This is a genomic window from Haloarcula litorea (genome assembly GCF_029338195.1).
Classification (GTDB): Archaea; Halobacteriota; Halobacteria; order Halobacteriales; family Haloarculaceae; genus Haloarcula; species Haloarcula litorea.
Genome location: NZ_CP119779.1, coordinates 1850398 through 1867099 on the forward strand (window position 1 = coordinate 1850398; position 16702 = coordinate 1867099).

General features: G+C 70.3%; 10 protein-coding genes. 6 read left to right on the plus strand and 4 right to left on the minus strand.

The features are described 5' to 3' along the window. Positions 1–67: 67 nt before the first annotated feature. The gene (locus P0592_RS09965; protein ID WP_276270736.1) at positions 68–1117 is read right to left on the minus strand and encodes a TrmB family transcriptional regulator; all 1050 of its coding nucleotides are present in this window, start codon (positions 1115–1117) and stop codon (positions 68–70) included. A gap of 137 nt (positions 1118–1254) precedes the next feature. Between P0592_RS09965 and P0592_RS09970 the strand changes: the two genes are divergently transcribed. Next, positions 1255–3654: a glycoside hydrolase family 15 protein gene (locus tag P0592_RS09970; RefSeq protein ID WP_276270737.1), complete on the plus strand. Its 2400-nt coding sequence runs from the start codon at positions 1255–1257 to the stop codon at positions 3652–3654. A gap of 81 nt (positions 3655–3735) precedes the next feature. After that, positions 3736–5751 (plus strand): DUF7997 domain-containing protein, encoded by a 2016-nt coding sequence (locus tag P0592_RS09975; RefSeq protein ID WP_276270738.1) that lies wholly within the window; start codon positions 3736–3738, stop codon positions 5749–5751. Positions 5752–5857: 106 nt separating this feature from the next. Here P0592_RS09975 and P0592_RS09980 read toward each other — a convergent pair whose 3' ends face one another. Then, on the minus strand, positions 5858–7021 hold the full coding sequence (locus P0592_RS09980; protein ID WP_276270739.1) for an ABC transporter ATP-binding protein: 1164 nt from the start codon (positions 7019–7021) through the stop codon (positions 5858–5860). 139 nt (positions 7022–7160) lie between these two features. Between P0592_RS09980 and P0592_RS09985 the strand changes: the two genes are divergently transcribed. Further along, positions 7161–9722, plus strand: coding sequence for a glycoside hydrolase family 15 protein (locus P0592_RS09985; RefSeq protein WP_276270740.1), 2562 nt, complete (start codon positions 7161–7163; stop codon positions 9720–9722). A 118-nt stretch (positions 9723–9840) separates the two neighbouring features. Here the strand turns inward: P0592_RS09985 and P0592_RS09990 are convergent, their stop codons facing one another. Continuing rightward, positions 9841–10854 (minus strand): lysylphosphatidylglycerol synthase domain-containing protein, encoded by a 1014-nt coding sequence (locus P0592_RS09990; RefSeq protein ID WP_276270741.1) that lies wholly within the window; start codon positions 10852–10854, stop codon positions 9841–9843. Between the two features lie 78 nt (positions 10855–10932). Then, positions 10933–12999: an alpha-amylase family glycosyl hydrolase gene (locus tag P0592_RS09995; protein ID WP_276270742.1), complete on the minus strand. Its 2067-nt coding sequence runs from the start codon at positions 12997–12999 to the stop codon at positions 10933–10935. A 281-nt stretch (positions 13000–13280) separates the two neighbouring features. On the opposite strand from P0592_RS09995, the gene P0592_RS10000 reads away from it, so the two are divergent. Genes P0592_RS10000 through P0592_RS10010 form a run of 3 tightly spaced genes read left to right on the plus strand, consistent with a single transcriptional unit; the run spans position 13281 to position 16623 of the window. After that, the gene (locus P0592_RS10000; protein WP_276270743.1) at positions 13281–14567 is read left to right on the plus strand and encodes an extracellular solute-binding protein; all 1287 of its coding nucleotides are present in this window, start codon (positions 13281–13283) and stop codon (positions 14565–14567) included. A gap of 11 nt (positions 14568–14578) precedes the next feature. After that, positions 14579–15541: a carbohydrate ABC transporter permease gene (locus tag P0592_RS10005; RefSeq protein WP_276270744.1), complete on the plus strand. Its 963-nt coding sequence runs from the start codon at positions 14579–14581 to the stop codon at positions 15539–15541. Continuing rightward, positions 15541–16623: a sugar ABC transporter permease gene (locus P0592_RS10010; RefSeq protein WP_276270745.1), complete on the plus strand. Its 1083-nt coding sequence runs from the start codon at positions 15541–15543 to the stop codon at positions 16621–16623. Before P0592_RS10005 ends, P0592_RS10010 begins: the two co-directional genes overlap by 1 nt. Positions 16624–16702: the final 79 nt, after the last annotated feature.

The following is a 16702-nucleotide window of genomic DNA, read 5'->3' on the forward strand; positions in this document are numbered from 1 at the left end:
CTGGTCTGGGAACAACGCCGCGGCGGGGGCGCACGTCGTCTCCCGGTGGCCGGATCGCGCCGACGGACTATGGTTCCGAGAGCGTGACCTCGGTCGTCTCGTAGTCCTCGAGGAACGAGCCGGCACCGCCGATCGAGACCACTTCGTCGCCGGTGTCGACGACCATCGTGTGTTCGATGGGGTAGGAGTTCGTCTTCGGTTCGATCAGCCCCTGCCGGGTGTCGACGACGGTCCCCTCGATCCGGTCGCGCTGGTCGTCGGCCCTGACGGACTGGACGGGGGCGTCGATCGCGACGGCGTCGTCGTTCCGCAGGCGTAACGTCGCCTGGAACACCGCCGCCCGGAAGTTCCCGAAGGTCCGGGGCAGCGACTGCGGCTCGTTGACGTAGCACTGTTCGGCCATCGGCCAGTAGTTCCCGAGGAACGACCCGGAGATGATCGGGACCACCTGTGGCTGGCCGAACGCGATGGCCCGCTGCTCGGAGTTCGACCGGACGATCATCTCCGCGGGGACGACGACGCCGAAGGTGCCGTCGATGGTGAGGATGATCGGCATCTCCGGCTCGTGTGCGCGCACGACGGAGGCACAGCCGGCGATGGTCTCGCGGTCGACGTCGCCGGTGGAGCTGACGATGAGCAGGACCATCACGCCCCGGTCGACGGCGGCCGCGAGTTCGTCGGTCAGTTCCGAGAGGTACTGCTGGGGCACCGACAGCATCACCTCCTCCTCGGCGTCGCCGATGTACTCCCGGATGCGCTTGACGACCGTCACCCGGGACTTGATGACGTCGAACTGCTGGACGGTCCGCTCGGTGTCGGCGTAGCGGTCGTCGAGCGCCGTCTCCATCTCCGTGAGCTGGTTCGTCAGCGACTCGATGACCTCCGAGGGCGGCCGTGCCCGGATGGTCGTCGGGACGAGGTGGTCGTTGACCTCGACGAACCCGCGCTCCTCGAGGGACGCGCTGATGCTGTAGACGTACCGCTTCGAGACGCCCGTGTCGTCCGCGATCTCGCTGGCCTTTGCCTCCCCGTTTCGGAGGATCGAGAGGTAGGTGTCGACCTCCTTCTCGGAGAGCCCCAGTTGCCCCAGTCTGTCCGCGAGCGTCGTGTCGTCCATACTCACTGGTCGTCTCCCGCACGGCAAATAGTTTCGTTTCGCCGTCTGTGGGCTGGGATCACGGACCCCACAGGGGAGTTGTAATCGTTCGTTACGCTTTGAGAAACCATTAAGGTACTGGTCGAATAGGCCTTCGTATGACACAGGACCAGCGTCCGACCGACAGCGCCGACGCGACCTGGACCGTCGGCGAGAAGTTCGGGTTCGGGACCGTCTGTGACCACGACGACCCCGACCCCTCCCGCGTCTGGTACACGCTGACCGCCGGGGCCGTCACCGAGGTCCGGTTCCCCCGCGTCGACGTGATGAACGTCCGCGAGCTCGACTTCCTCGTGACCGACGGCGACGGGTACGCCGCCCGGACGTTCCGGGAGCGTCGTGACCTGCCAACGGCCGTCGAGCGATCGACCACGGCCGCGAGCGAGGACGCGCTGCTCTTCCGGCAGACGGCCCGCCCGACCGACGACCACGACTGGGAACTGACCGTCGAACACGTCGCTCACCCCGACGAGGACGCGCTCCTGCTGGACGTGACCTTCGAGGGCGAGGGGTACGACTGTCACGTCGTCGTCGACCCGGCCCTCTCGGCCCACGCCGATCACGACGTGGCCACCGCACGCGACGACGCGCTGTTGGCCCGCCACGACCAGCCCGCGGACGCCGACCCCGCGTTCCTGACCGAGGACGGCGACCCGATCGACGTGGCGCTGGGCGTCGCCAGCGCGGACGGGTTCGACTGGACGACCGCGGACGTCCGAGAGGGCGACGTGGAGGCGGCGCTGCTTTCGTCGGGGTCGACCGACGAACGCCACGAGACGGCGCGGGGCAACGTCGTGCTGGCGGGGACGCTCGCCGGTCACGACACGACGCTCTCGCTGGGCTTCGCCGAGGACGCCGACGACGAGGCGGCGCTGGCGACCGCCGAGACGGCGCTCGACGACGCCGTCGAGGACGTCCGGGCGGCCTACGTCGACTCCTGGACTGACTACCTCGACGAGGTGGCCGTCCCCGACAGCGTCGCCGGCGATCCGGACCTGCTGGCCCAGTACAAGACCGCGGTGATGGTGATGAAGGCCGCCGACTCCAAGGAGTTCCCGGGCGCGGGCATCGCCAGCCCGTCGGTGCCGTGGGGCGACGCCGTCGACGCCAACGACCCCCAGGACTACGGCTACAACTACGTCTGGCCCCGCGACCTCTACCAGGCCTACACCGCCTTCGACGCGATCGGCGACGCCGAGAGCGCCATCGACGCCACCGAGTACCTCTACGAGTACCAGCAGCGCGAGGACGGGTTCTTCCCGCAGAACACGTTCCTCGACGGGCGGACTCGCTGGGGCGGCGAGCAGATGGACGAGATCGCGTTCCCGCAGGTGATGGCCCAGCAGCTCAAGGAGCGGTACGGCTACGACCTCGACGAGGCGGGCTACGGCTACGAGAACGTGCGCCTGTCCAGCGACTACGTGGTCGGGACCGGCCCCCACACCCAGCAGGAGCGCTGGGAGGAGGAGAGCGGCTACTCCCCGTCGACGACGGCCGCGGAGATCGCGGGACTGGTCTGTGCCGCGGACCTCGCGCTGGACGCCGGCGAGACGGCCGACGCCATCGCCTACCTCGGCGTCGCGGACCACTGGGTCCGGCACCTGGAGGATTGGCACGCCACGACGACCGGCACGGCGAAACACGAGCACACGCCCTACTACGTCCGCATCACCGAGGAGGGCAACCCCGACGACGGGGAACTGCGAACTCACAACAACGGCGGCGGGACCCTCGACGAGCGCAACATCATCGACGGGGGCTTCCTCGAACTCGTCCGGCTCGGGATCCTCCCGGCCGACGACGAGACCGTCCGCAACACCGCCCGCGAGTACGACGACGACATCATGGTCGAGACGCCCCACGGGCCGGGCTGGTACCGCTACACCGGCGACGGCTACGGGGAGAAGCGGGTCCAGCCCGGCGCGCCGTGGCAGCCCGACGAGACGGGCGTGGGTCGCCTCTGGCCCTTCTTCACCGGCGAACGCGGCGAGTACGAACTGCTGCTCGACGAGCCGGACTTCGACCCCGAGAGCCTGTTGGGGACGCTGTCGGACTTCGCCAACGACGGCCGGATGCTCCCCGAGCAGGTGTGGGACGAACCGGGCGACAACGACTTCGACTGGGCCTTCGGCGAGGGGACCTCCAGCGCGACGCCGCTGTCCTGGACCAACGCCCAGTTCGTCCGGCTGGCCTGGAGTATCGACGCCGGCCGGCCCGTCGAGACCCCCGCGGTCGTCGAGGCGCGCTACGGCGGCGACCCGCCGGCCGAGGGGCCGGCGCTGGACGTCACCGTCGAACGCGACGGCGACGCGGCCCGCGTCACCGGCCACACCGACGGCGGGGACCTCGTGGTCAAGACCCGGACGGAGACGGTCCGCGTCGACGGCGGCGACGTCGACGTGTCCGTCGCAGCCGAGGACGGCGCTCGCGTCACCGTCGTCGCGGCGACCGGCGACCTCCCGGACGTGGCGACAACCGTGACCCACGAGACCGTCTGACACGGCTGCGAGCCGGCCGTGTAGAAGGACGAAAAATAATTACACCAAATTTTATGGTACGCCGCGTGTTGCGTAGTGGCAATGACGCTCCGGACGGCTCTGAACGACTACAAGCGCAATCGGGACGCCGACAGGGCGTTCCCGGGCGAACTCCGCTCTACGACCGGTGTCTTCTCCGGCCACGGTGACCGGCTCGTCTACGTCGACGACGACGGCTCGCTGCGGGACTACTCGTACCCGCTCTCGGGACTGGCCGGCGTCGACCGCTCGCGGTTCGGCGTCGGCGGCGAGTGGTTCGACGGCGGCGCGACCCAGCGGTACCCCGACGACGGGGCCGTCGTCGAGACGGTTCACGAACGCGACGGCTACCGCGTCGTCCAGCGCGACCTCACCCTCGGGCGGCTCCACGTCACCCGGTTCGACTGTGAGGGCGACGCGCCGGCCGACCTCGAACTCCAGGCCTACGTCGACTTCGCGCCCGACGGCCGCGAGGGACAGACGAGCCTCCTCGTCCACGAGGCGGCCGTCGAGGCGTACCACCGCCGCGAACACGACTACGTCGGCGTCTCGGCCGACTCGCCCGAGGTCCACGGGCAGATCCCCGAGCGGTTCGACGAACTGATCGGGGAGGAGCCCGTCGAGTTCCCCCGGACGACCGAGCAGGAGGCCTACGAGGACGAGGTGATGACCGCCGGCGTGCTGGTGACGGCCCCCTTCGAGGCGGGCGGCGTCACGCTGGTCACGCTGCTGGCCGAGCGCGGCGAGACCGACCGCGGGGCGGCGCTCTCGGCGGTCGCCGACGCCACCGACGAGTACGACGGCCCGGCGGCGCTCGCACGCGCGGCCGAGGAGGCTCGCGAGTGGCCCGCCCCCGAGGCGGCTCCCCACCGGGAGACGGTCGTCCACGACCTCCGGGTCGTCTCGCTGCTGTCCGCCGCGGACGGCGGCCGCATCGCCGGCCCGGACTTCGACCCCTTCTACGTGGAGTCGGGGGGCTACGGCTACACCTGGTTCCGTGACGACGCCGAGATCTCGCGGTTCCTGCTCGACGGGAGCGAGGCCCTCGACGTCGACCTGGACGACTGGCACCAGCGGTCGGCGGACTTCTACTGCCGCAGCCAACTCGAGGACGGGAGCTGGCCCCACCGGGTCTGGCCGGGCGACGAGACCCTCGCCCCGGGGTGGGCCAACGCCCGCATCGAGGCCGGCGAGGACACCGACTACCAGGCCGACCAGAGCGGGAGCGTCGCCGGCTTCCTCGCGGACTACCTCCGGACCGGCGACCCCGCCGACCCGGAGCGCGTCGAGACCGCCATCGCGCAGGCCGTCGAGAGCCTCGACGACACGCTGGCGGACGACGGCCTCCCCGTCGCCTGTCAGAACGCCTGGGAGAACATGCAGGGGCGGTTCGTCCACACCGCCGCGACGTTCCTGCACGCCTACGCCAGCGTCGCCCGCGCGCCGGTCTCGGCGGCCCTCCGGGACCACGCTCGCGACCAGGCCGACGCCGTCCTCGAAGGGCTGGACCGCCTCTGGACCGGCGAGTTCTACGCGCTGCGGGAACACGAGGGCGAGCTCGACGAGCGGCTCGACTCCGGCTCGCTGGCCCTGCCGGCGGCGGTGCGTGCCTACGCCGCGGTCGCCGACCTCGACGACGCGACGCTGGACCGGCTGGTGACACACGTCGAGGCGACGCTGGACGGCCTCGAACGGGAGACCGACGCCGTCCGCGGCCTCGTCCGGTTCGAGGGCGACGAGTGGCGCACCGGACCGCAGGCCGACGAGAAGGTCTGGACCGTCTCGACGGCGTGGGGGGCAAACGCCGCCGCCGAACTGGGCTCCCTGCTCGACGAGCGCGGCGACGACCGCTCGGCCGACGCCTTCGCCCGCTCGCGGGATCTGCTGACCGAGCTCCTGCCCGGCGGCTCGCTCGTTCGGGACTGTGGCTACCTCCCCGAGCAGCGGTTCGACGACGGGACGCCCGACTCGGCGACGCCGCTGGGGTGGCCCCACGCGCTCCGGCTGGCGACGGTGGCCCACCTCGCCGAGGCCGGCGAACTCGACCGGTCGACTGCGGCCCCGGAGGCCGCCGAGTAGCGCGGCCCGGCGGGTCGGCTCGGGACCTCGATCGGAGAGAGCGGTCTCCGACGGTCGCCGTGTCGCTCCTCGTGACCGTCCGGAGAACGCAGCGAGAACGGACCGGCTACTGTGCGGGCGCGACGACCTCTTCCTGGAAGCCGACGGCGTCGCCGGTCGCGGCGTCGAACAGGTGGACGGAGTCCTCGTCGAACGAGATGTCGATCACGTCGCCGGTGTCGGGTTCGACGTCGGCCGGGACGCGGGCGATGAAGTCCGGCGCGTCCTCGGTGTCGAACTCGCGGCTGCCCGACCCCAGGTCCAGGTAGAGGTAGTTGTCGCTCCCGACCGGTTCGACGACGTCGACCGTCGCCGGGATGGAGTCGGACGCGGTCCCGTCGTCGACGGAGACGTGTTCGGGTCGGATCCCCAGTACGTAGTCGGTGCCGGCGATGTCGCCGAAGTGCTCGGCCCGGCCCGCGGTGAGGTCGTAGGAGAAGTCACCGCTCGCGCCGGTCAGGCGGACGCCGCCGTCGAAGGACTCGGCGGCCACGTCGACGAAGTTCATCGACGGCGAGCCGATGAAGCCGGCGACGAACTGGTTGACCGGGTTCTCGTAGACGTCGGTCGGCTTGCCCACCTGCTGGAGCTCGCCGTCGTCGAGGATGACGATGCGGTCGCCCATCGTCATCGCCTCCTCCTGGTCGTGGGTGACGTAGACGGAGGTGATGCCCAGCTCCTCCTGGAGGCGCTGGATCTCGGTCCGCATCGTCGTCCGGAGCTTCGCGTCGAGGTTCGAGAGCGGCTCGTCGAACAGGAACACCTCGGGTTCGCGGACGATGGCCCGTCCCAGCGCGACCCGCTGTTTCTGCCCGCCGGAGAGCTCGTCCGGCGTGTCGTCGAGCAGGTCCTCGATGCCCATCATCTCGGCGGCCTCGTAGACGCGCTGCTCGCGCTCCTCCGCGGACATGTCCGTGCTCATCCGCAGGCCGAAGCCCATGTTCTGTTCGATCGTCTTGTGGGGGTACAGCGCGTAGTTCTGGAACACCATCGCCACGTCGCGGTGGCGCGCGTGGACGTCGGTGACGTCGTTGCCGCCCAGCAGGACCCGGCCGCTGGTGGGGCGTTCCAGCCCCGCGACCATCCGCAGGGTCGTCGACTTCCCACAGCCCGACGGACCGACTACCGTGACGAATTCGCCGTCCTCGATGGTGAGGTCCAGATCGTCGACCGCGACGATGGATCCGCCATCGAACTCCTTGCGCAGTGATTGCAGTTCGAGCGTCGCCATTACTGCTTGTGTTCCTTTCCCGAATGATAAATGTTCCCCATCAGACGGAATCTGTGAGGGAAAATTTCGTAGGTGATTTGCACGACCGGAACGTGTGGCCGGTAATGGTTCGTGGCTGGCACGCACACCGGAGGTATCGATGAGGCGACGACGCGAGTTCCTGCGGGCGACGGCGGGCGCGGGGCTGGCCGGGTTGGCCGGCTGTCCCGGGCAGTCCGGCTCCGGGGACACTCCCACGGCGGCGGGCACCGACGAGACGGCGGCGGACGGCACCGCGACCGAGGGAGCCATCGAGGCACCGGCTCCGCGCTGGACGACCGGGCGGAAGTTCGGGGTCGCGACGGTCCCCGACCACGGGAGCGACGACCCCTCGCGCGTGTGGGCGACGTTCACCGAGGGGGCCGTCACGGAGGTCCGGTTCCCGCGGCTCGACCTGCTGAACCTCCGGACCCTGGAGTTCCTGGTCGTCGAACGCGACGGCGACCGGGCCTGGCGCACCCACGACGCCGATCGGACGGCCGACGACGGCGTCGAGCGGGCGACGACGCTCGCCGTCGACGACGCCCTGCTGTACGAACAGACCGCGACGGCCGCCGACGCCGACTGGTCGGTGACGACGGCGTGGGCCCCCGACCCCGAGCGGGAGGCGCTGGTCGGCGACGTGACCTTCGAGGGCGACGGGTTCGATCTCTACGCGGTCGCCCGCACCGCCAGCACGCAGAGCGCCGGCGCGGACCGCGGCGAGCGCGCCGGCGAGGCGGGCGCGCACTCGCTGGCCGCGTGGGACACCGAGGCCAACGACGACCTCCACGTCGTCCTCGACGACGGCGAACCGTACGGCGTGGCGCTGGGCCTGGCCGCGGCCGACGGCTTCGACCGCGCGAGCGCACTCTCGGACGACCAGGGCCAGCGGCTCCTCGAACGCGGCGAGTGGACCGACAGCGCCGAGACCGAGGGCGTGGTCACGCTGGCCGGCCGCCTGCTCGCTGGGAGCGGCGAGACGCGGGTCGCGCTGGGGTTCGCCACGGACCGCGACGACGCCGCGGCCCGCGAGACGGCGACGGCCGCCGCGGAGGCCGACTTCGCGGCGACCCGGCGCGCCTACCGCGAGGCCTGGGCCGCCTTCCTCGAGGAGGTGGCCGTCCCCGACAGCGTCGCCGGCGACGACGCCCTGCGGACCCAGTACGACGTGGCCGCGATGACGCTGGCCGCCGTCGAGGACAAGACCTACCGCGGCGCGGGCGTCGCCAGCCCCTCGGTCCCGTGGGGGTCGGCCGTCGGCGCGGCCACTCCCGGCGACTACGGCTACAACTTCGTCTGGGCGCGGGACCTCTACCAGTCCTTTACCGCGCTGCGGGCGATGGGGGACGTGGCGGGCGCTCGGCGCGCGCTGGAGTACGTCTTCGAGTACCAGCAGGACGACGACGGGTTCGTCCCCCAGAACACGTTCCTCGACGGGCGGACCCGCTGGGGCGGCGAGCAGATGGACGAGATGGCGTTCCCGCTCGTGATGGCCTACCAGCTGTGGGACCGCCACGGCGTCGACTTCGACGACGCCGGCTACGGCTACGGGAACGTCCGGGCGTCGGCGGACTACGTCGCGGGCAGCGGCCCCGCCACCGAACAGGAGCGCTGGGAGGAGGAGAGCGGCTACTCCCCGTCGACGATCGCCGCCGAGATCGCGGGCCTGACCGCCGCCGCCGCACTCGCCGCCGACCGGGGCGAGCGGGCCGACGCCCTGCGCTGGCTCGCGACGGCCGACGACTGGGCGCGCAGCGTTGAGGACTGGTGTGCGACGACGACCGGGACCGACGAGCACACGCGGACGCCGTACTACTTCCGGATCAACGACGACACCGATCCCGACGACGGGGCCGAGCGCGACCTCGCCAACGGCGGGCCGACGCTTGACGAACGGGACGTGATCGACGCCGGCTTCCTCGAACTCGTCCGGCTCGGGATCGTCCCGGCCGACGACCCCACGATCGAGAACTCCGTGGCCGTCGTCGACGACACCATCCGGGTGGACACGCCAAACGGCCCGGCGTGGTACCGCTACAACGGCGACGGCTACGGCGAACCCGAGAGCGGCGAGCCCTGGACCAGCGACGGCCAGGGCCGCCTGTGGCCCATCTTCACCGGCGAGCGCGCGGAGTACGAGCTCCGGCGCTCCGACGGTCCCGACGATCTCGCACCGTCCGCACTGCTGGAGACGATGGCGAACTTCGCGAACAGCGGGCTGATGATCCCCGAGCAGGTCTGGGACCGCGAGGAACCCACCGACTACGGCTGGGCGTTCGGCGAGGGCACCGGCTCCGCGACGCCGCTCTCGTGGTCGATGGCCCAGTACGTCCGGCTGGCCCACGGGATCGACGCGGGCGAACCCGTCGAGACGCCAGCCGCCGTCGCCGACCGGTTCGCGGGCGACCACCGCCAGCCGTCGCTGTCGGTCGCGGACCTCCCGACCCGGACCGAGGACTCGTCCCTGCCGGTCGAGGTCGAGACCGACGCCAGCGAGGTGCTGGTCACCGTCGCCGGCGAGACCCGCACTGCCGAAGTCACCGACGGGACGACGACCGTCGAGGTGCCGCTGTCCGGTATCAGGAACACCGTCACCGTCGTCGCCGCCGACCCCGCCGAGGACCTGCTGGACTCCGCTGTCACCGTCGACCGCCAGGTCGTCACGTACTCCGGGGGCTGAGGCCGCCGAACAGCCGACGGTATCGGCCGGCGATCCGACCACCCGGGTGGACCGAAAGGGGGACTCTCCGGCGACGAGTGACGGAAGGGCCCGCCGTTTCAGTACGCGGAGCGTCCGATCAGAGCCGCCAGCCGCGCAGGAAGGCCACGGCGACGCCGCCGGCAGAGAGCGCGAACGGGAGCGCGAGGGTGCGGACGACCAGCACCGGCGCGGCGGTCGCGGCCGCGGGCACCCCGACCACCAGCGCGAGCGCGCCGGCGAGCAACACGTCGTAGGCACCGAGGCTGGCGGGGATCGGGACGGCGCTGGCGGCCTGCGGGAGCGGGACCAGCGCGACGATCGGGAGCAGCGGGACCGTCGTCCCGGTCCCAGCCAGCGCGGCCCACAGCGCCGCCGCGGTCAGCGTCTGCTCGACGACCCCGCCCGCGGCGACGAGCGCGAGCAGGCCGGGCCGGTCGCGGAAGCGGACGACGCGGGTCCAGAACCGCTCGACGGCGGCGGCGACGGTCGCGCGGTCGTGCCCCTCCGCGCGGTAGAGGCCCGAGACGATCCGGACCACGGGCGCGAGGGCGGCCACCAGCGCGCGCGAGGTGGCCTCGCGGGACCACAGCAGGGCGACGCCGACCGCGAGCAGACCGGCCAGCGCCACGCCCAGGGTGGTGACGACGACCCGAGCCTCCGGCGTGCCGACCAGGAGCACCAGCGCCAGCACCGTCGAGACGGCCAGCTGCGCGCCCGACTTGACGTACTTGGCGACGCCGCGGACGCCCAGCGCCTCGCTGTAGGTCGTCCCCGTCGCCGCACCGACGAACTTCGCCATGATCGGCTCCGAGGAGACCGGCCCGGCGGGGCTGAGCGTGTCGAAGAAGTCGCCCGCGAGCGCGAACTGGACAGCCTGGCCCGGCGAGAGCCCCTCGCCCAGCGGTCGGACGGAGGCCCAGACGCCGATGCCGTCGGCGAGCCCCTCGAGGACGACCAGCAGGGCGACGACCGCGACGGCCCAGCCGGCCGTCCGCGTGGCCCGCTCGACCACGCTGTCGAGGCCGACCCACCAGAGGTACGCGCCCAGCGCCGCCCCGCCGAGGGCGACACCGGCGAGAAAGCGCAACAGGGCCCGCCGCGGTGCGCTCATACGGGCGAGACACGACGTGTGGCTGTTACCGGTTTCGGTCCGTGGCGGGCCACGGCGTGGCGGACGACCGGCGCGTCGTTACTCGACGCGAGTCACGACGGCGTCGGCGACCCGGAGCCCGTCGGCGGCCGCCGCGGCCGCCCCGGAGAGCAGGTCCTCGCCGTCGACGGCGGCGTCCAGCGCAACCGTCGCGGGCTCGCTCCCGAAGTTCAGCACGACCGCGAGGGTCTCGTCGCCGTCCGAGCGCGTGTACGCGACGACGCGGTCGTCGTCGCCCGAGACGACGGTCGGGTCGAGGGGGCCGACGCCGCGGGCGCGGAGCGCCGAGTGCTCGCCCCGGAGCGAGACGAGTCGGCGGTGGAAGTCGGTGAGGTCGGCGTCGCCGTCGTGCCAGCGCATCGTGCCGCGCTGCTCCTCGACGCCCCGCTCCTGGCCCGCGTAGATCATCGGCGCGCCGGGGAGCGTGAACGTCGCGGCGGCGGCCGCCCGCAGCGCGTCCTCGCCGCAGTCCGCGATGTAGCGGGACTCGTCGTGGTTGTCGACGTAGCGCATGTGGACGGCCCGCTCGGGGTACCCCCGGCGGGGCGACTCCGCGAGCGCGTCGAACAGCGCCGTCGCCGGTTCCTCGCCCTGGCCGATCTCCCGGAGGGTCTCGTAGCAGTCCGTGTCGTAGTGGACGTCGAACTCGTTCTCGCGGAAGGCGGCGTCACGGGGGACCGTCTCGTCCAGCAGGAGGAACGCCTCGTCGTCTGCCTTCAGGTCCTCGCGGACCTCCTTCCAGAAGCCGTGGGGAACGCCCCAGGCCACGTCACAGCGGTAGCCGTCGACGACGTCCGACCACTCCTCGACGACGTCGAGCATCCACCGGCGGACCTCCAGGGAGTCGTAGTTGACGTTGGGGATGCGCGTCCAGTTGAAGTAGATGCCCGCCGCGTCGTCGCCCGCCCAGTCGACGTCGGTCACGTCCTCGGACTCGGGGACCCGCTCGTAGTGGTCCTCGTAGCCCGGGACGCCCGAGCGGTGGAACTGGAAGTACGGGTGGTCCCGCGAGGTGTGGTTGACGACGAGGTCGAAGATGACCTTCATCCCGTGGTCGCGGATGGTCTCGACCAGCGACTCGAACTCCGCGCGGGTCCCGAGGTCGTCGGCGGTGTCGAACAGGTCGGTGATGTGGTAGCCGTGCCGGGTCGGGCTCTGGACGACCGGCGTGAACCAGACCACGTCGACGCCCAGCGACTCGATGTAGGGGACCCGGCGCTCGATCTCCGCGAAGGAGGTCTCGGCGATGTCGCCGACGAACTCCCGGACGAAGATCTCGTAGATGGTGGCGTCGGCGGCCCACTCGGGGGCGTCGGCCGGCCGGTCGACCGTGAGGCCGTCGCCGTCGGCCCGGAGTTCGAGCGTGTCGGCGACGCTGTGCTGTTCGGCGACCGCGACGGCGTGGACCCGCGCGAGGTCGGGCAGGGCGTCGACCGGGACCCGCAGCTCCGGGCCCTCGACGGTCACGTCGGCCTCGGCCAGCGCGTCGCGGGTGTCGAGGTGGAACTCCACCTCCGGGTCGCTCCCGTCGGGTGCCGCCCGGGCGTCGGCGGTGACGACCGCCGACTCGCCGTCGCGCTCGGCCGCCAGTTCGATCCGGGGGCGGCCCGCGCCCGCGACGGTCACTTCGTCGGTGGCGAACGGGTCGAACTCCCCGTCGAAGGCGAAGATGGCCTCGTGGGTGCCGGGCGGGAGTTCGGTCTCGATGGTCCACTCGCCGTCCCGCTCGGTGGCCCAGTGTGACCCCATCGTGAAGTCGTTGAACCGCCCCATCACCACGCACTCCTCGGCGTCGGCGACGTCGTCGGGGTCCCCCTCCGCGACGTCGGTCTCGTCGACGCTGAACCGGACCGTCTCGCGTGCCCGCGCGGGGAACGCCCGGACCACCTGCTCGTGGGTCCCGTCCGGAGCCGTCAGTTCCGCGCGGTAGGTCCCCGCGGCGTCGGGTTCGAGGTGGACGACCGGGGCGTCGTCGAGGGCGACGTCGCTGTCGGTGGGCGAGTCCACCAGCCGCCACGCGAACTCGGCGTCGGGGTCCGGGCTGCGCGGTGCCAGTTCGACCGACTCGCCGACGGTACAGAACCGCGGAGGGCCTGGGTGGTGCATACCGGCAGGCTTGGCAGGGCGGTATTTGACTGTTCCCCTCGCGCCGTCCCCGAGACGTGCGCGCGACCCGAACGTCGCGGAAAGATGAGGTAGGATTTCGTAGCACTTTTACGGAGCGCGGTCGGACCTTCGTGTGAGTGGCTGGCAGGGGTCGTCGCGGACCGCGTGCCAGCGCCGTTCTCGGGGCTCTGTAGCTGCTGCAGCCGGTACGTATGTGCTAAACGTTTGTGACTATCCGAATGATTTAAGTTGTGAAAGACTATTTCATCCATTATCCATCCATGACAATGGATCGCAGAAACGTGATCAAGCGGATCGGTGGCGCGGGTGTCGCGGCGACCCTCGCCGGGTGTAGTGTTCAGGAAAGCGGTGACGGTGGCTCCGGGGACGGCAGCTCCGGCGACGGCGGTGACGGGAGCTCCGGGGACGGCAGCTCCGGAACCGAGCAAGAGCCCGCCGGGACGGCGACCGCGTGGTACTCGCTCTCCGAGAGCGAACTCGCGACGCGCAAGGAGATCATCAGCGCGTTCAACGAGGAGAGCCGCCACACGATCGACGGGGCGGACATCTCGGACCTACAGCAGAAGACGTCGAGCGCCATCCCCGCCGGCGAGGGGCCACAGACGTTCGACTGGGCCCACGACTGGGCCGGCAACACCTTCGAGCAGGGGTTCATCGTCGACCAGAGCGACAAGGTGTCGGTCGAGCTCTCGCAGTTCACCGAGGCCGCACAGACCGCCGTCCAGTACGACGGCAACCTCATCGGCCTGCCCTACGCCGCGGAGACGGTGACGCCGATCGCCAACATGGACATCGTCGACTCCGCGCCGAGCAGCGTCTCGGAGATGGTGAGTATGATGGAGGAGCACCACGACCCGGACAACGGTCAGTACGGGCTCGCGTACCCCATCAACTCCTACTTCACCAGCGCGTGGCTGCAGGCGTTCGGCGGCTACTTCTTCGAGCTCGGCGGCGACCCCGAGCTGGGCGTCGCACAGGACGAGTTCATCCGCGGGCTGGAGTTCCTGATGGAGAACCTCCGTCCGTACATGCCCAACGACCCCGGCTACTCGCCCCAGGCCGCGACGTTCCAGGAGGGGAACGCCGCCTTCACGATCAACGGCCCGTGGTCGCTGACCGCGATGGACGACAACGACATCAACTACCAAGTGCTCCCGTTCCCGTCGATGGAGAGCGGCCAGCCGACCCCGTACACGGGGATCCAGACGTGGTACTTCGCCAAGCCGATGGGCACCGAGGGTCCCGCCGCGAAGGCCGCGCGGAGCTTCATCGAGTGGTTCGTCACCAACGACGACCACCTGCGCACCCTCGCTCAGGAACAGGGGTCCATCCCGGTCAAGAAGAGCATCCTCGAGGAGGGCGACCTGCCGGACGTGGTCAGCGCCTTCGGCGCGTCCGCCGAGCAGGGCCGACCGATGCCCGCCGCACCGCGGATGGGCGACGTCTGGGGGCCGGTCGACAGCGCTCTCGTCAAGGTGTTCAACGGCGACGCGAGCGCGGAGCAGGCACTCACCACCGCCGCCGAGCAGATCCGGAGCAACTGGTAGGCGCGTAGAGTATGAGCACGGCCACACGAGTCGCCAACCGCGTCGAGAACATCCCGTTTCTGGGCCGCGAAGATGCATCGCTGCTGCTCGTGTTGCCGGGACTGTTCCTCTTCTCCGCGTTCATGCTGTTCCCGGTGGTCTACCTCATCGGGATCTCCTTCACGAACGCCGAACCGGCGAACCTCTTCGCCGGGGAGGGGATCATCTCGGTGCTCACCTTCGGCGACGCCACCTTCGTCGGCATCAGAAACTACGTCGACGTCCTGACGGACCCGCAGTTCTGGAACTCGTTCGGCGTCACGTGGGCGTTCGTCGCCACGAGCGTCACGCTGAAGGTGATCCTCAGCCTCTCGATCGCACTGGTGGTGACGAGCGACTTCGTCCGCGGCAAGCGGTTCATGCGTTCGTTCATCATCTTCCCGATGGGGCTGCCGCCGATCTTCACCATCACGGTGTGGCGCGGTATCTTCAGCTCGGCGCAGTTCGGCCTGATGAACCAGTTCCTGACGAACTTCGGGTTCGATCCGGTCGCCTGGCTGTCGGGGCGCTGGACCGCCTTCTTCGCGTACAACATCACGGAGGCGTGGCTGGCGTACCCCTTTATGGTGATCATCACGGTCAGCGCACTCCAGGACGTCTCCGAGGAGCTCCACGAGGCCGCCGTCGTCGACGGGGCCGGCTTCTTCTCCCGGTTCGTCCACATCACGCTGCCGTCGATCAAGCGCCCGGTGCTGTTCGCGACGATCCTGACCTCCGCGGCGTCGTTCCAGCAGTTCCTCATCCCCTTCGTGTTCAACGAGGGCGGTCCCGCACGCGCGAACGAGCTGCTGATCGTCTACGGCTACCGCGAGGCGCTGCAGTTCCAGGAGTACGGTCGCGGTGCCGCCATCAGCATCGTCACGCTGGTGTTCATCGGCGCGTTCATGTGGCTGAACGTCAAGAAGGGACGGCTCGCTGACGGGGTGAGCGACTGATGGGACTCATCGACAACGTCGGGCGGAAGCTCAAGGAGGACGTCGAGAACGTCCTGCTGACTCCCGTCGAGACGGTTCAGAGCTGGCGAAACACCGTCGACGCCGTCCAGCGGGGCGAGGTGCCCGCGTCGGAGGTCGTCAAGGTGATCCTCGCGACGCTGGCGTCGCTGGCGATGGTGCTCGCCCTGCTCTTCCCGATCTACTGGATCCTGACGGCGGCGATCGCCGGCAGCGGCTCGTCGCTGTACACCTCCGAGAGCATCCGGCTGTTCCCCCAGAACCCGACGCTGAGGCCGTTCATCTGGGTGGTCGGTGACCTCATCGTCCCGAGCTACACCGTCTCCGTTGGCGTCCCGCTGACCGACCTCGCGGTCGTCACGCAGACGCCGTCGCTGACGCTGCTGGACGCCTCGAACTACGGGGTCGAGAGCCCCTCGGCGTTCAAGCAGTACCTCTGGAACAGCATCACCGTCGCCATCCCGACCGTGCTGATCGCGATGTCGCTGATCATCCCGGCCTCCTACGCGCTCTCGCGCAAGGAGTTCATCTACCGCCGGAAGGTCCTGTTCCTCTACGTCCTGCTGACGCAGGTCGGCGGGGGGCTCGGCGTCGCCCTGCTCATCGGGATGTACGCCATCTACGTCCAGTTCGGCATCAACAACAGCAAGCTGGCGCTGGCGGTGTTCTACGCCGCGACGGCCGTGCCGTTCAACACGTGGCTGCTGAAGACCTATATGGACGGCATCCCGGTCTCCTACGAGGAGGCCGCGGTCGTCGACGGCGCGCCGCCGTGGCGGGTCGTCACGGAGGTCATCCTCCCGATGTCCGCCGCCGGCCTCGCGACCATCTTCATCTTCATCTTCCTGACCGGGTGGACCGAGTTCGTCGTCGCCCAGACGCTGCTTGGCACGGAGAACTACACCCTGCCGGTCGGGCTCTACTCGCTGGTCGGCGAGTACTCCATCCCGTGGGCGCGCTTCTCCGCGTTCGCGCTCACCTTCGCCTTCCCGATTATGCTGGTGTACCTGTTCGCACAGCGGTACATCGAGGGCGGGCTGTCGTTCAGCGGGATGGAAGGGTAACCGACCACTCGCCGTTCTTTCTCTCTCTCTCGCTTCTACCCCGTCAGCTACTGCGGTCAGTGATGCCGTCTTGCCCCGA

Excerpts from the sequence above, each read along its gene's own strand:
- P0592_RS09965 (WP_276270736.1), bottom strand. The coding sequence starts at position 1,117 with ATGGACGACACGACGCTCGCGGACAGACTGGGGCAACTGGGGCTCTCC.
- P0592_RS09970 (WP_276270737.1), top strand. The coding sequence starts at position 1,255 with ATGACACAGGACCAGCGTCCGACCGACAGCGCCGACGCGACCTGGACC.
- P0592_RS09975 (WP_276270738.1), top strand. The coding sequence starts at position 3,736 with ATGACGCTCCGGACGGCTCTGAACGACTACAAGCGCAATCGGGACGCC.
- P0592_RS09980 (WP_276270739.1), bottom strand. The coding sequence starts at position 7,021 with ATGGCGACGCTCGAACTGCAATCACTGCGCAAGGAGTTCGATGGCGGA.
- P0592_RS09985 (WP_276270740.1), top strand. The coding sequence starts at position 7,161 with ATGAGGCGACGACGCGAGTTCCTGCGGGCGACGGCGGGCGCGGGGCTG.
- P0592_RS09990 (WP_276270741.1), bottom strand. The coding sequence starts at position 10,854 with ATGAGCGCACCGCGGCGGGCCCTGTTGCGCTTTCTCGCCGGTGTCGCC.
- P0592_RS09995 (WP_276270742.1), bottom strand. The coding sequence starts at position 12,999 with ATGCACCACCCAGGCCCTCCGCGGTTCTGTACCGTCGGCGAGTCGGTC.
- P0592_RS10000 (WP_276270743.1), top strand. The coding sequence starts at position 13,281 with ATGACAATGGATCGCAGAAACGTGATCAAGCGGATCGGTGGCGCGGGT.
- P0592_RS10005 (WP_276270744.1), top strand. The coding sequence starts at position 14,579 with ATGAGCACGGCCACACGAGTCGCCAACCGCGTCGAGAACATCCCGTTT.
- P0592_RS10010 (WP_276270745.1), top strand. The coding sequence starts at position 15,541 with ATGGGACTCATCGACAACGTCGGGCGGAAGCTCAAGGAGGACGTCGAG.